Here is a 14474-nt window from a genome sequence, read left to right as displayed (position 1 = left end):
ACTTCGCCGGACGCCGGCGAATAACCTACGGCGGAGATCACATGAGCAGCCTGATCCGGGCGACAAACCTGTGGGGATACGATGAGCTCGTCAGAATCCGTGGCGGCGACCCACTGCCTTTGCTGGCCAGACACCGTATAGCGCCGGCGGAACAGCGGGATGACCAATCCTTCCTGATCTTCAAGGATATGGTCGCACTACTTGAGGATACCGCCGCAGCGTTGCACTACCCGGAATTCGGTCTGGAGCTCGCGGAATACCAGGGCCTGGATATCCTCGGTCCCATTTCCGTGATCGCGCGCAGTTCTGCCACGGTGGGCACGGCGGTTGAAAACATCGCCCGCTACCTCCACCTGCACTGCCCGGCCCTCGCACTGAACCCGATGCTTGACCAGATCGACCATCAGCGGGCCATCAAATTTGACTACAGTATTAATGACGATGAGCTGGGACCCTGCGTGCAGGCCTATGAGCTGGGCCTGGCCAATGCCATGCAGGTGATGAAATTGCTGTGCGGTGAACACTTCACGCCACTGGGAATTTTTTTCATGCACCGGCGCGTGGGGAACGAACACGTTTACCGGGAAGTCTTCAGGTGCCCGGTGCACTTCGACCAGAGCTGGTATGGCTTCTGTCTGCCGGAATCCGTTAATTCCCTTCCTCTCGCCAGCGTGGACCACCAGACCCGACAGCTGGCCGAGCACTACCTGAATGCACAAAAGGCGCCCAACGCGAATTCTATTACCGAAGATGTCATTCGCCTGATCAGAGGCCTGCTACCCACCGGCCAGTGCAGTAACGATGCGGTCGCCTCGTCCCTGTCGATGCACAAGCGCACCCTGCAGCGAAAACTCGCCAAAGAAAATATTACTTTTGAGCGGCTGCTTAGCAGGGAGAGGCAGAAACTGGCCCGGGATTATTTAATGGAACCGAACCTGAAACTCAGCCAGATCGCCGGGCTGCTCGGTTATTCGGAACAATCCGCACTGAATAGGGCCTGTCGCGACTGGTTTGGAGATACGCCGCGGGTGCTGCGCGCACAGCTGTCGAAGACGAAATAGATAATTCGCACAGGATGCCGCTGCAAAACAGCCAAGCTCAGGCAAAATCCTGCTTCGCCATCCACGGAGTTATCCGTGCAAACGCGCGCTCGATATTTTCGATCGATGTCGCATAGCTGAAACGCAACGCATTGCGGCTGCTTTCGCCAAAGGTATCACCGGCAATGGTGCACACTCCGGTCTCCCGCAACATTCTCAGGGCAACATTGTTGCCATTCACCCCCTCCGGCAATGCCGGGAACATGTAAAAGGCACCGTCGGGCACATAACCTTCCAGAAATGGCGTCTGGTCCACCAGCTCCACCAGGCGATTGCGTCGTTTCCGGTAGGTTTCCACCACGTCGGCGATAAAACCGCGGTCTCCCCTGAGCGCGGCGACACCGGCCCACTGACAGGGAGTGTTGGCCACGGTGGTGGTGAACATGTGGTAGCGGCGCAATTTGCGGATGGCGCCCTGGCTCGCGATCAGCCAGCCGATACGCATACCCGCCATGCTGAAGGTTTTGGAGAAACTGCTGATCACCATCACATGGTCCAGGTCAGAGCAACAAGACAACACACTGGCGTAATTGTGATAGCCGCGCTCATCGTAAATGAGGTGATCGTAGACCTCGTCGCTGATCACATAAATCCCGCGATACGCGGCTTCCTGCACAATGGTTTCCACGGTTTCCCGCGGATATACCGTGCCCGTGGGATTGCTGGGGGAATTCAGGATGATCGCGTGGGTGTTACTGTCGATCGCATCGATGACTTCCTGCGGGTCCAGCTGGTGATGGTTTTCCGCACGGGTCGGAATCGACTTCACGATACCGCCATTCATGCGGATCAGCGGTGCATAGAGCATGAAGGAAGGATCGGGCACAATAAATTCCCGCCCCGGTGCAGAGACCGCCGTCAGTGCGAGATAAATGGCCTCGGTAGCGCCGGTGGTGATCAGGATGTTTTCCGGAGTTAATGTACGGCCGGAACGCTCACCGTAATAATCCGCCAGCGCATCCAGCAATTCCGGCAGCCCAGCGTCCATGGTGTAGCCGGTCTGCCCCGCGTTCAGCGCATCCACCGCCGCCTGTACCACATGCTGCGGTGTGGGCGTATCCGGCTGGCCGATGGACAGATGAATCACATCGTCCATGGTGGCCGCGAGATTCACCATCTTGCGAATGCCGGGCACCGGAATCGTGAGCAGCGCGGGGTTCCACACCGGGTCTTCCGACTCGTAAAAATCGAAATCCAGCCGGCTCATGCGTTTAACCTGGCACTGGCATTTTGGCCGGCATCCTCAAAAAACAAATCCGGTCGTTTTTCCGTGAGTGGCGCCGCCAGCTGGTAGGCCTGTGCCGCGCGCAGCACTGCGGTATCGTTGAAGCGCGCGGCCACAAACTGTAGCCCAATCGGCAGACCCGCGGCGTCAAATCCGCAGGGAACGGAGATTGCCGGTTGCCCGGTGAGGTTGAAGGGATAGGTAAACGGCGTCCACGACGGCCAGCGGGTGCTCGGCCAGTCCTCCGGCACCTCGCGCCCCGCCTTGAAGGCGGTAATCGGCAGCGTCGGCGTCAGCAGCAGGTCGTATTTTCCGTGGAAAGCCGCCATACGCTCGCACAGCGCCATGCGCTCATTCACCGCGTCCAGATAATCCAGCATGGAAAGTTGCGCAGCTTTTTCCGAAACCGCCACCAGTTGCGGATCCATCCGTGCGCGCTGCTTGTTGCCGATATCCCGCAATGCGTTGGCAGCGCCGCTGTAAAACAGGTGGCCAAAACTGGCGATGGGATCATCAAACCCCGGCGCCACTTCGGTAATTTCCGCTCCCAGAGACGCCAACAACTCAGCGGCTGCGCGCACTGCGGCCTCGACTTCCTTGTCGACGTCCACATAGCCGAGGGTGACACTGAGTGCGATGCGCACCCCGCGCAGTAAATCTGCAGGCTCTCCCTGGATCTCCGCGAGATAATCGATGTTACGCCGGGGAATGGCATTGGTATCGCGGCTGTCCGCTTCGGTGAGAACATTCATCATCAGCGCACAGTCCGCCACCGTCCAGGTCATCGGACCCGCGTGCGCGAGTGTGCCGAAGGGGCTCGCGGGCCAGTGCGGCACCTCACCGAAACTCGGTTTCAACCCCACCAACCCGCAGAACCCCGCAGGAATACGGATGGAACCACCGGCATCGGTGCCCAGTGCCAGCGGTCCCATCCCGAGCGGCACCGCCGCGGCACTGCCGCCACTGGAGCCGCCGGACGTTTTCTCCGGGTTCCAGGGATTGCGGGTAACCCCGTCTACGGGATTATCGGTTACGCCCTTCCAGCCAAATTCCGGTGTAGTGGTTTTGCCCAGCGGCACCGCGCCGTTGCGGCGAAGTGCTGCCACACAGGGCGCTTCCTTGCCAAGCGTAGATGTGGGATCAATGGTGCGCGAGCCCTTGATGGTGGGCCACTGCGGTGTGAGAAAAACATCCTTGATGGCGACGGGAACACCGTCGAGCAACCCGAGTGGGTTGCCAGAGAGATAACGCTGTTCGGATTCACGCGCGAATTGCAGTGTGGTTTCTTCGTCGACCAGATTGAAGGCATTTACCACGGGATTGCCGCGTCTAATCTGGTCCAGCATCGCCTCTGCAGCGTCTACCGGTGAAATGGATTTTTCCCGATAGGACACCAGCAGTTCCAGTGCCGTTTTCCGCACCAGGTCGTTCACGCGCGCAATTCTCCCTATTTATCTGGTTTTCGCTTTCCCCCTAGCCTAGCCCCGATTCGCGCCGAATTCGTAAAATGCAGGTGGAACAACCCGCCCCGTTTATTATTTCCCTCAGGAAATTGCCTCCGGCATTGAAATACCGGTGCTTTCCGCCAGCTTTTCCAAGTCGCTGACGATTGAAGGATAGAGCTCAACGCCCGATTCCAGCTGCGCATTTCGCAATTTCCAGGCGCGCTTTCCCGGCACACGCAGCGGGTCGTTACTATCACTTTCACACTGTTCCCACAGCTGCATCAGCGCCGTGGTCTGCCGCAAAAAATTCCTTTCACTACCGAAAGCCTTGGGGTCGATGATCTGCAGGAATACGGAATTCGCCTCATCGTCTTCACTCACATCGTCCGCGCGGCCGTAGCCGGACAGCGCCATCGACAACACCTCGAGCATGGCGGAGAGCGCCGCGCCCTTGTAACCGTGATCCGCACCACCCACCGGCAGAATACTGCCGCCATCGGCAAACGACTTGGGGTCATCGGAGAGTTGGCCGTCGCGATCCTTGAGATATTGTCCGGGCAATTTTTTGCCCTCGCGCGCGGCGCGGGACACATAGCCGCCGGCGGTAACCGACATGCTGATATCGAATAGCAACGGGTAATCCGCGGCCGGCGCACAGAATGCAATCGGATTTGCAGAAAACAGCGGAGTTTTACTGCCCTGTGGCGATACCGTATGTTCCGCCGGCGTCGAGCACGTGAGAAAGCCCACGCAATTGTGCTCGATGATTTTCGGCAGATAGGCCGCGAGACAGGCGATATGCTGGCTGCGACGGATGGTTGCAGTCACTACACCGTGCTCGCGTACCCGCGCCAGCGCCTGGTCTATCGCGCGATGCACCACCCACGGGCCCGGCAAAAATTCTGCATCCCAGTTGAAACAGTTGCCGCGATCTGCCAACACACTGGGCTCGCCGTGCAACCGTGAAGCGCCAGACTGCAGCCACTGCAGGTTGGTGGTTACCCGGTGCAATCCATGGGTGGTAAACCCCAGCAGGTCCGCCTGCAGAAACGTATCCGCCATGATCTCAGCCCTGCCACCTTCAAGCCCGGTGGACGCAAACAGGGCACTGGCAAACTGCTTCAGATCTTCGGCGCTATAGCGCTGGGACATGGATTCTCCTCATCAATTTTGTGAAACTCGGATTAATGGTCCGACACTTTTCCACGCATGGATTTCACCTGCCCGCGGCGCGACTTCTGCTGCAGGCGACGCTCGCGCGAGCCTTTGGTCGGTTTGGTGGCGACGCGTTTTTTCGGCGTTTTCAGTACGCTGGCAATCAGCTCCTGCAAACGTGCCAGCGCGTCCTCGCGATTTTTTTCCTGGGTGCGAAAGCGTTGTGCCTTGATCACCACAATGCCATCGGAGGAAATCCGCTGGTCACGCAAAGCTAGCACACGCACCTTTATTTCTTCCGGCAGGCTTGAGGCCATCACATCAAAACGCAGATGGATAGCGCTGGACACCTTGTTGACATTCTGTCCGCCGGCGCCCTGGGCGCGCACCGCACTCAGCTCTATTTCCGCATCGGGCAGGCGAATATGGTTAGAAACAATCAACATTAAAAATACTCTGTATATTCGCGCAAAGACTAACGTCCTCGATCAACTATGCTCAATGAATTCGTCGTCGTTTCCCTGCTGTGGCGGCGGACGATGCCACTGATTCGCTACAGCAACAAGCCTGCATAGCCCAGGGGATATCCGCACTATGGATAAACCGTTGACCACCCAAAAGGCCCATTTCAACCCGCCGGTGTTTTACACGGCTACCGCCGTGCTCGTCCTGGTGGTCGCCTATGCAGTATTTTATTCCGAGGATGCGACGGCGCGATTCAAGGGTGTGCAGAACTTTATCGTGCAGAACCTGAGCTGGTACTACGTGTTGGTGGTTGCTCTCATTCTGCTCAGCGTCATTGGAATATCCATCTCCAGGTTCGGCGATATCAAGCTCGGACCGGAACACTCCAAACCCGACTACGACTTCACCAGCTGGTTCGCCATGCTGTTCTCCGCTGGCATGGGCATCGGTCTGCTGTTTTTCGGTGTCGCCGAGCCGGTCATGCATTACCTGAATCCGCCAGTTGGAGAGACGGGTACCGTCGAAGCGGCGCGCGATGCCATGGTATTGACCTTTTTCCACTGGGGTTTCCACGCCTGGGCGATCTACGCCATCGTGGCGCTCATCCTCGCCTATTTCAGTTATCGCCACAAACTGCCACTCACCCTGCGCTCCGCGCTCTATCCGGTAATTGGTGACCGGATCTACGGGCCCGTCGGTCATGCCGTGGACGTGTTCGCCATTCTCGGCACCGTGTGCGGCGTCGCCACCACACTGGGTTACGGAGTGCTGCAGATAAACTCCGGTCTCAATCACCTGTTCGGTTTACCGGTTAACCCGACCGTGCAGGTAGTACTGATCGTCATTACCACCCTGCTAGCCACCATCTCGGTGGTTGCGGGGCTCGATACCGGGATCAAGCGGCTGTCGCAGCTGAACATGGTCCTCGCCGCCCTGCTGCTGCTTATGGTGCTGCTGCTCGGCAGTACCGTGTACCTGCTGCAGACCTTTGTGCAGAACTTTGGCAGCTATGTCTCGGTCCTTATTAGCCGCACATTCAACCTCTACGCCTACGCGCCCACCGACTGGCTGGGGGGGTGGACGATTCTCTACTGGGGCTGGTGGATGTCCTGGTCGCCGTTTGTGGGACTGTTTATCGCGCGCATTTCCCGCGGCCGTACCATCCGCGAATTCGTGATCGGCGCCATGCTGGTGCCCGCCATGGTTACCCTGCTGTGGATGACGATATTTGGCAACTCCGCCATTCACATGATTCTGGATGAAGGGCTGACCTCACTGGGTGAAGTGGTAAGCAAGGACCAGTCGCTGGCACTGTTCCAGTTCCTCGAACAGTTTCCCTTCTCCGGGGTATTTTCGCTGCTCGCCGTGGTCATGGTCATCGTGTTCTTTGTGACCTCTGCGGACTCCGGAGCCATGGTGGTCAATATGCTGTCTTCCCACGGCCGCGACGATACTCCGCTGTGGCAGCGTATATTCTGGGCGGGAATCATCGGCGCGGTAGCCATTGCACTGCTGCTGGCCGGCGGCCTCAGCTCGCTGCAGACCGCCACCATCGCCAGTGCCCTGCCCTTCTCCATTATCCTGCTTGCGGCCATCTACGGGCTGCTCCGGGCACTGCGCACAGAGACGGCGAAACGCGATTCCCAAAACGCCGTGGTAGCCCCGATCAGCGCACATAACCCCGTGTCTTGGCAGAGACGACTGAAAAATCTGCTGAAGTTACCCTCGCTGGTGGAAGTCCAGGACTATGTGCATGAAACCGGCGAACCGGCACTGCGTGAATTCGCCAGCGAACTGGAAAAGAACGGCTTTTCTGCCCGGGTCGTGCAAGGCAAGAACCATTACGTTTACCTGGAGGTTTTTCACGGGGAGGAAGTGGATTTTCTCTACGGTCTTCACCCCAAGGCACATCTGAAACCGGACGCCGCACCGCGGGATGAGGCGCTGGACGATGACTTCGACGATGGTGATCCCGAGAAATATTTTCGCGCGGAGGTCTATCTGTCAGAGGGTGGCCAGGACTACGACGTAATGGGATGGACGCGGGAGCAATTACTCACGGACATTCTCGCCCAGTACGAGCGGCACTTACAGTTTCTGCACACGGTGCGCTGATGTGCTTGCGGGGCTGCCACTGCCTGTGGCGGAGAGCGACAGGGAGTACCGCAACCCCAAAACCACCCGGTCACACAAACCGGCCTCGACTGCAAATGAACTGCTAGTCATAGCCATTGCGCTTGGTTACTATCGAACGGTTTCTGACCCGCGGCATCGGCCGGAAACGTCAACAATAAAAATCTCGAAAACGACTTTTAAAAAACAATAACGATGAGCGCCTGAACCCGATGTTCCGCCAGCCGGAATCCGAGGTCGGAGTGCTGTTGAGAGGAACTCTTCATGCCAATCAAGCAACACCGCCTCGCGGCGGCTATCGCCTGCCTCACTCTTTCTTCCAGCTTCGCCAGCACCACAGTCTCTGCCGATGAGTCGCCGTTTTCACAGGTGATCGCCTTTGGCGACAGCCTGACCGACGTTGGCAATGCCGGCATCTTCACCAGTGGTGATGACAAGCAGGCCGCCATCAGCCTGCTGTCGCAGCAACTGGGACTGGGGCCGGTAACACCCTCCTGCGCCGGGATGTACCTGTGCCTGCCGGATGTGGATCCGAGCCTGCCGGAGGCTGAAATGCTGGCCGCGGCCCAGGCCCAGGTGCAGGCATCCCTGTCGAATGTGGGCGGTGGCTGGGCCGTCGGCGGCCACCGCGCCGCGGATGTGCTGCTGAATATTCTCGGCACCGAAGGCTACATGCAGTATCTGCAGGAGCACGGCCTCACGCTTGACGTGAGTGCACACAACTTTGCCAGCGCGCTGCTCCCCGACCCTACCCGCGATACCAGCACCGGCCTCTATGCTGACCTGAACCTGCTCGGCCTGCTGTTGCAGGGCCCAACCGTCGTAGCCCAGCTGCGCGCCGGTGCGGCACAGGCTGAGGCCGCGGGTGATACCGCTACTGCCGCAGCCCTGACCGCCCAGGCCGATGGGCTGCAAGCACAGATCGACGCAGCGCCGGGCGCCATTGTGGCCGACTCCGGCATCACCGGTAACCCACACCCCCTTGGCCTCGGCTATCTCGAACTCAACAGTGGCCGCGCCGACGGCAGGGCACTGTACTGGGTAAATGGCGGCGGCAATGACCTGTTGAACGGCTTCAGCGCCTCGCTCGGCGGCGCCATCACCGCGGAGCAGTTTGGCGCTCGCGTCGGTATCGCGGCGAATATGCTGGCCGACAGCGCACAGGCACTCGCCGATGCCGGAGCCAATTACATCCTGCTGTCCAACGTGCCCGATATCGGCAAGACCCCGGGCATGTACGCCGCAGTGAGCCAGGCGGTTATCAGCAGTCCGCAAGCGGCACAGTTGGCCGATGCCGTGGCCGCAGGCCTGATGACCCAGGAGCAAGCCAATGCCCAGCTGAGTGCCGCCATCGACGCCACTCTGGCCCAGGCCACTGCCGGGGTTAACCTTTTCAACAGCACGCTGATCGCCGATGCCAAGAATATCGACGGTGTATTGCTGGTCGACCAGAACGGCATCTTGCAGGTGTCCATCGCCAACGCCGCGGTACTGGGTTTTGACGGGCAAATCGAACAGACCCAGTTCTGCTACGACGGCAGCGGCAGCTGTATCGAGCACCCGGTCTATGGCAAGAACGGTTCCGCCCCGGATGCGGACCGACTGATTTTCAACGACGCGGTACACCCGACCCAGGCCGCACAAGAGCTGCTTGCCGACTACTACACCGGCGTGGTCAACGCCGCGCAGGTGGCCGGGCAACTGCCGGATATGGGTGTGCAGGCGGCGCGCAGTCATGTCACTGCACTGGAAGAGAATCTGGCCAGCGCCCGCTATCGTCCCGCGCAAACCGGGGTGTTTGTCACCGGAGTGTTCGGCAACAGCGACTACGACAACAGCTTCGCTGCCAGTGCCAGTGGTGACCAGACTGCCGCCCTGATCGGCGCCAGTGTAGCGCTGCGCAGCAATACCGAGCTCGGCTTTGCCGTCAGTCGCTCGGATGCAACGCTGGAAAACAAGCTAACTGACGTCGACACCACCGCCATCAATTACAGCCTGTTTGGCCGCTTCTATTACAACGAGTTTTTCGTGGATGCCAGCGCCACCGTTACCGATATGGATTACGACCGCATCGGTCGCCATATCGCCCTCGGCGGGCAGTTCAATGACACCCTGGAAGCCAGCACCAGTGGCAATAGCCTGACCCTCGACCTGATGGGCGGCGTCAACATGTCCAAGAGCGATACCCACTACGGTCCGTTTGCCGGTGTTAGCCAGGTGACTGCAGATGTGGACGGCTATACCGAAAATGCACTCGCGGGCTTTACCTATACCGATGCCAGCGGCGTCGAACAGGACCCTCTGGGTATGCAGTTTGGCGATCAGGAGCGCCGCTACACCACCATGCGCTTGGGCGCGTTTGCGGATAAAAACTGGGACAGCGTCAGCGTCTATGGCCAGCTGTGGTACGAGGACACTACCGGTACCGAAAACGACTCTGTGGAAGTGGGTATCAAATCCATGGCTGGCAATATGAATGCCATGCCGAGCTACGTCAGCAAGGACGTCGGCCTGTTCGAAAGTGGCGCCGGCGCCCTGCTCGGCCTGCGCTGGCAGGCGGCTGAAGCCATCGCCATCAGCGCCAACCTCACCGCTCGCCCGACCACCGAGCACGGCTCCATCAGCGTCAGCTATCACTTCTGATTTTTTTCGGTAGCCCCTCCTGAAAACGCCCTCGCAAGAGGGCGTTTTCTTTTGTCGTGTGCAAATATCTGTCATTCTGACGCCGACTGATTTTCTGGATATCCCCATGTACCTGCTGAGCACAGAACGCCTGCAACTGCGCGAACTCACGGACAGTGACGACGATGCACAATTCACCCTGAAACTGTTGAACGACCCGGACTTCCACCGCTACATCGGTGACCGCGGTGTGCGCACATTGGAAGACGCCCGCGGCTATAACCAGCGCGGCCCCATTGCCATGTACCGCGAGCGCGGATACGGGATGTATCGGGTAGAGTTGCAAGACGGCACCGCCATCGGCCAGTGCGGGCTGTTGAAACGGGACGGCCTCGACGATGCGGATATCGGTTTCGCCTTCCTGCCCCAATACCGCGGTCTGGGGTATGCACTGGAAGCGGCGCAGGCGGTGATGCATTGGGGGGAATCCGAACTCGGTCTCACCCGTATTGTCGCCATTGCCTCTCCGGACAACCGCGCCTCTATCGAACTGCTTGAGCGACTCGGTCTCAGACGGGAAAGAATGATCAGACTTCCCGGCAGCAGCGATAACCTGATCCTCATGGGATGGGATGCCGGGCGCAACCAAACCCCACCCTGCTGCCGCTGATCACCCCGCTCATTGTTACCGGCATGGCGGGCCCGAAGATCCGCCATTTTTTGCGGAGCAGAAAATAAAAAAGCGAGCCGAAGCTCGCTTTTTCACATCCATTGCTTTTATCAGTGTGCGCTGGCCTGGCCGGCACCGCGAGGGAAACGGATACTTTCCACCATTTCCTGTACATCGTTGGGCGCTTCGCGGGTCACTTTCGCCACAGCGATGGCGACGGCGAAGTTGATGATCATGCCCAGGGTACCGATGCCTTCCGGCGATACACCGAACCACCAGTTATCCGGGGTATTGGCCGCGGGATTGATGAACTTGAAGTACACGATATAGGCCGCGGTAAACAGGATGCCCGACAGCATACCGGCGATCGCCCCTTCCTTGTTCATGCGCTTGGAGAAAATCCCCATGATGATCGCCGGGAAGAAGGACGAGGCCGCGAGCCCGAAGGCAAACGCCACCACCTGCGCCACAAAGCCCGGTGGGTTGATCCCGAGATAGCCGGCGATACAGATGGCCACCGCCGCCGCCGAACGGGCGTAGAGCAGTTCCTTTTTCTCACTGATATTCGGCATCAGGTTGCGCTTCAGCAGGTCGTGGGAAATCGAGGTCGAAATCACCAGCAACAGTCCTGCAGAAGTGGACAGCGCCGCAGCCACGCCACCGGCAGCGACCAGTGCGATCACCCACGCCGGCAGATTGGCGATTTCCGGATTCGCCAGCACCATGATGTCGCGGTCGACGGTCATCTCGTTGCGCGCGTCCCCGGAGTAGAACATGTTGCCATCGGCGTTCTTGTCTTCCCACTTGATCAGGCCCGTCTCTTCCCAGTTGGTAACCCAGCTGGGTGCTGACCCGTGGGGCGTACCCTGGCCGTCGGTGCCGTTGATGGTGTCGATCATGTTCACCCGTGCGAAGGTGGCGATGGCCGGTGCAGTGGTATACAGCAGCGCGATGAACAGCAGCGCCCAACCGGCGGACTTGCGTGCATCGCGCACTTTCGGCACGGTGAAGAAGCGCACGATCACGTGCGGCAGACCCGCGGTACCCACCATCAGTGCGGCGGTGATAAAGAACACATCAATGGTGCTTTTGGTACCCGAGGTGTACTCCGCAAACCCGAGCTCGGTGGAGAGACCGTCCAGCTTGTCCAGCAAGTAGGTGCCGTCCGACAGGGTTGCACCAAAGCCCAGCTGCGGGAACACGTGACCGGTCATCATGATGGAGATGAAGATCGCCGGCACCATGTAGGCAAAGATCAACACGCAGTATTGCGCCACCTGGGTGTAGGTGATGCCCTTCATACCGCCGAGTACCGCGTAGAAGAACACCACCCCCATGCCGATGATGACGCCGGTGGTGATATCCACTTCCAGGAAGCGGGAGAACACCACACCCACACCGCGCATCTGCCCCGCCACATAGGTGAAGCACACGAAGATGGCACAGATCACTGCCACCGTGCGCGCAGCCTGGGAGTAGTAGCGGTCACCGATAAAGTCCGGCACGGTGAATTTGCCGAATTTCCGCAGGTAGGGCGCGAGGCACAGCGCCAGCAGCACGTAGCCGCCGGTCCAGCCCAGCAGGTACACGGCACCGTCGTAACCCATGAAGGAAATCAGGCCGGCCATGGAAATAAACGAGGCCGCCGACATCCAGTCCGCCGCGGTCGCCATACCGTTTGCCACCGGGTGCACACCGCCACCGGCCACGTAAAAGTCATTGGTGGAGCCGGCTCGGGCCCACAGCGCGATGGCGATATAGAGAACGAAGGTTCCACCGACAATCAGGAAAGTAAGGCTCTGTACGTCCATGGCTCAGTGACCTCCCTGCAGTTGTTGGGCTTTGGGCTGTGCCGCAGCGGCATCGGCCTGCTCTGCGGACTCATCGTCCTCGTACACGCCGTATTTGCGATCCAGCTGATTCATCTTGTAGACGTAGACAAAAATCAGCGCGAGGAATACGTAGATGGCACCCTGCTGGGCAAACCAGAATCCGAGTTTGAAGCCGCCGATACGGATATGGTTCAGCTCGTCCACCAACAAAATACCGCAGCCGAAGGAAACCACAAACCACACCACCAGCAAGCTGAACATCAGCTTCAGGTTCTCTCGCCAGTAATCACTGGCCTTCTGTTTATTCTCAAAACTCATCGTCTTCGCTCCACGTTTATTGTTAGATCTTCGGAATCGTACTTGCACTTATCTGTGCCGGGAGCGCCCCGCCCCCGGAACATCAGAATATGTACTGTACGGAAAACTGCATCCGCTGAAGTTCCCCTTCAGCGTCCGCCAGTAATCCGCTCACGTTCTCCACTTCCTTGCTGGCGAGAATATATTCGCCACCCAGTGTCATTTTGGGTACCGGTGAATACATCAGGTTGAGCTGCAGGCTCTGGTACGCCGACGGCGTCATATCGGAAACCGTATCCGGGTTGTCCGCCGCCGTGGCGGACAGCACCAGATTGCTGCGCCAGCGGTCGCTCCAGAAATGCCGCAACGCCACAAAACCACCGTGCTGATCGATCAGGTCGATACTGCCGTTTACCGGATCGATAATGCCGCCGCGGTAGCTGTTCAAACCGAGATAACGACCCAGTGCATTGCCGTAGCTGTACATAAAGCGCAGGTCGTCGCGCCCCAGTTGCCACTTGCCCGCCAGGCTGATGGCATAGCCCTGTTCGGATTCATTGCCGCCATCCACGCGATCGTAGGCGAGCTCGCGGCTCATTGAGGCTACAGAATATTTGAGATCCCCGATGCTGTTGTCGTAGCGCAGAATCAGGTCGGGGCGACTGTTGTCGTCATAGGGATTCTCGGCGCCGTTGTAGAGCGTCGTTGCCGGATTTTCCGCGGCCAGCTGGAGACTGCCACTGCCGAGTCCCTGGGTGTAGCGAATCTGCGGTTGCCTTTCAAAAATGGTACCCACGGGACCGACGAAATCCAGGCCATCCGGCAGCGCACCCACATTGAAAAAGGTGGACCAGGTCTGGCCTGCCAGCAGGCTGCGGTTGTCGTCCATTTTCCAGTTCACATAGGCGTGGCGCAGGCGCTGGGCATAGGAATTGCTGATGCGCTCGTCGCCCTGGTTGCCCGCCATGGCATCGATCTCGATATGGGTGTCCACACTGCCGGCGCCGGCCTCGGTGGAGGATTTGAAAAACAGGCGGGTGGATTTGGCGTGGGCGTTGTAGTGCACATCGCCGCCCTCTCCATCCACCACACCACCGACGGGAATGGTGGATGGCACCAGGAAATCTTCGCCGAGAGCCGCGGTTGCGGAATTGCCATCGGAGTAATCACTGAAAATGCTGTCCAGTTTGACGTAGCCGCCGATCTGGATACTGGTATTGCCGAAAGTCGCAGTTTTGGGGGGCTCCGGGTTTTCCACCACCGGCTTATCGCTGGAAGCCTGGGTTGCGGCCAGTTGGTCCACCTGCGCCTGCAGCTCGGCAATGAGCTGCTGCAGCTGCGCTGCGGTCATCTGTTCGGTCTCCGCCACAGCCAGTGCGGGCAGACCATTCACCATCGCTGCCAGCGCCACCGCGCCGGCCAGTTTACTTTTTATTATTTTCACTGACATAGCCGTTGTCCTTGCCGTTGTTTGTTGGGTTTGGAGTGAGCAGTTCCAAGCAAACAACTTCACGGAGCACTCTGGTATTA

11 protein-coding genes are annotated in these 14474 nt (G+C 59.0%); 4 read left to right on the top strand and 7 right to left on the bottom strand.

Annotated features, from left to right (window positions below):
* Window positions 1–41 precede the first annotated feature (41 nt).
* On the top strand, window positions 42–1061 hold the full coding sequence (locus R5R33_RS14590; RefSeq protein WP_318953430.1) for an AraC family transcriptional regulator: 1020 nt from the start codon (window positions 42–44) through the stop codon (window positions 1059–1061).
* A gap of 37 nt (window positions 1062–1098) precedes the next feature.
* On the opposite strand, the gene R5R33_RS14585 is transcribed toward R5R33_RS14590, so the two are convergent.
* The 4 genes from R5R33_RS14585 to arfB form a co-directional block, all read right to left on the bottom strand.
* Window positions 1099–2307 (bottom strand): pyridoxal phosphate-dependent aminotransferase, encoded by a 1209-nt coding sequence (locus R5R33_RS14585; RefSeq protein ID WP_318953429.1) that lies wholly within the window; start codon window positions 2305–2307, stop codon window positions 1099–1101.
* Window positions 2304–3758 (bottom strand): amidase, encoded by a 1455-nt coding sequence (locus tag R5R33_RS14580; protein ID WP_318953428.1) that lies wholly within the window; start codon window positions 3756–3758, stop codon window positions 2304–2306. Before R5R33_RS14580 ends, R5R33_RS14585 begins: the two co-directional genes overlap by 4 nt.
* Before the next feature lie 111 nt (window positions 3759–3869).
* The gene (locus R5R33_RS14575; RefSeq protein ID WP_318953427.1) at window positions 3870–4922 is read right to left on the bottom strand and encodes an Ldh family oxidoreductase; all 1053 of its coding nucleotides are present in this window, start codon (window positions 4920–4922) and stop codon (window positions 3870–3872) included.
* 32 nt (window positions 4923–4954) lie between these two features.
* Window positions 4955–5371 (bottom strand): alternative ribosome rescue aminoacyl-tRNA hydrolase ArfB, encoded by a 417-nt coding sequence (gene arfB, locus R5R33_RS14570; protein ID WP_318953426.1) that lies wholly within the window; start codon window positions 5369–5371, stop codon window positions 4955–4957.
* A 148-nt stretch (window positions 5372–5519) separates the two neighbouring features.
* Between arfB and R5R33_RS14565 the strand changes: the two genes are divergently transcribed.
* From R5R33_RS14565 to R5R33_RS14555, 3 genes are all read left to right on the top strand, one after another.
* The gene (locus R5R33_RS14565; protein WP_318953425.1) at window positions 5520–7505 is read left to right on the top strand and encodes a BCCT family transporter; all 1986 of its coding nucleotides are present in this window, start codon (window positions 5520–5522) and stop codon (window positions 7503–7505) included.
* A gap of 282 nt (window positions 7506–7787) precedes the next feature.
* Window positions 7788–10166, top strand: a complete 2379-nt coding sequence (locus tag R5R33_RS14560; protein WP_318953424.1) for an autotransporter outer membrane beta-barrel domain-containing protein — start codon at window positions 7788–7790, stop codon at window positions 10164–10166.
* 106 nt (window positions 10167–10272) lie between these two features.
* Complete coding sequence (locus R5R33_RS14555) at window positions 10273–10815, top strand: GNAT family N-acetyltransferase (RefSeq protein ID WP_318953423.1); 543 nt, start codon at window positions 10273–10275, stop codon at window positions 10813–10815.
* A gap of 110 nt (window positions 10816–10925) precedes the next feature.
* On the opposite strand, the gene R5R33_RS14550 is transcribed toward R5R33_RS14555, so the two are convergent.
* The 3 genes from R5R33_RS14550 to R5R33_RS14540 all read right to left on the bottom strand — a co-directional run bounded on the left by R5R33_RS14550 (window position 10926) and on the right by R5R33_RS14540 (window position 14394).
* A complete protein-coding gene (locus R5R33_RS14550) occupies window positions 10926–12626 on the bottom strand; it encodes a sodium:solute symporter family protein (RefSeq protein ID WP_318953422.1) in 1701 nt (566 codons plus the stop codon).
* Between the two features lie 3 nt (window positions 12627–12629).
* Window positions 12630–12965, bottom strand: coding sequence for a DUF4212 domain-containing protein (locus R5R33_RS14545; protein ID WP_404810368.1), 336 nt, complete (start codon window positions 12963–12965; stop codon window positions 12630–12632).
* Between the two features lie 82 nt (window positions 12966–13047).
* The gene (locus tag R5R33_RS14540; protein ID WP_318953421.1) at window positions 13048–14394 is read right to left on the bottom strand and encodes a DcaP family trimeric outer membrane transporter; all 1347 of its coding nucleotides are present in this window, start codon (window positions 14392–14394) and stop codon (window positions 13048–13050) included.
* Window positions 14395–14474: the final 80 nt, after the last annotated feature.

It is taken from the genome of Microbulbifer pacificus, from assembly GCF_033723955.1.
Taxonomy (GTDB): domain Bacteria; phylum Pseudomonadota; class Gammaproteobacteria; order Pseudomonadales; family Cellvibrionaceae; genus Microbulbifer; species Microbulbifer pacificus.
This window is presented reverse-complemented; position numbering and strand designations above follow the sequence as displayed.

What these genes read in the sequence shown, in the direction of transcription:
- R5R33_RS14590 (WP_318953430.1), top strand. Translation starts at nt 42, where the DNA reads ATGAGCAGCCTGATCCGGGCGACAAACCTGTGGGGATACGATGAGCTC.
- R5R33_RS14585 (WP_318953429.1), bottom strand. Translation starts at nt 2,307, where the DNA reads ATGAGCCGGCTGGATTTCGATTTTTACGAGTCGGAAGACCCGGTGTGG.
- R5R33_RS14575 (WP_318953427.1), bottom strand. Translation starts at nt 4,922, where the DNA reads ATGTCCCAGCGCTATAGCGCCGAAGATCTGAAGCAGTTTGCCAGTGCC.
- arfB (WP_318953426.1), bottom strand. Translation starts at nt 5,371, where the DNA reads ATGTTGATTGTTTCTAACCATATTCGCCTGCCCGATGCGGAAATAGAG.
- R5R33_RS14565 (WP_318953425.1), top strand. Translation starts at nt 5,520, where the DNA reads ATGGATAAACCGTTGACCACCCAAAAGGCCCATTTCAACCCGCCGGTG.
- R5R33_RS14560 (WP_318953424.1), top strand. Translation starts at nt 7,788, where the DNA reads ATGCCAATCAAGCAACACCGCCTCGCGGCGGCTATCGCCTGCCTCACT.
- R5R33_RS14555 (WP_318953423.1), top strand. Translation starts at nt 10,273, where the DNA reads ATGTACCTGCTGAGCACAGAACGCCTGCAACTGCGCGAACTCACGGAC.
- R5R33_RS14550 (WP_318953422.1), bottom strand. Translation starts at nt 12,626, where the DNA reads ATGGACGTACAGAGCCTTACTTTCCTGATTGTCGGTGGAACCTTCGTT.
- R5R33_RS14545 (WP_404810368.1), bottom strand. Translation starts at nt 12,965, where the DNA reads ATGAGTTTTGAGAATAAACAGAAGGCCAGTGATTACTGGCGAGAGAAC.
- R5R33_RS14540 (WP_318953421.1), bottom strand. Translation starts at nt 14,394, where the DNA reads ATGTCAGTGAAAATAATAAAAAGTAAACTGGCCGGCGCGGTGGCGCTG.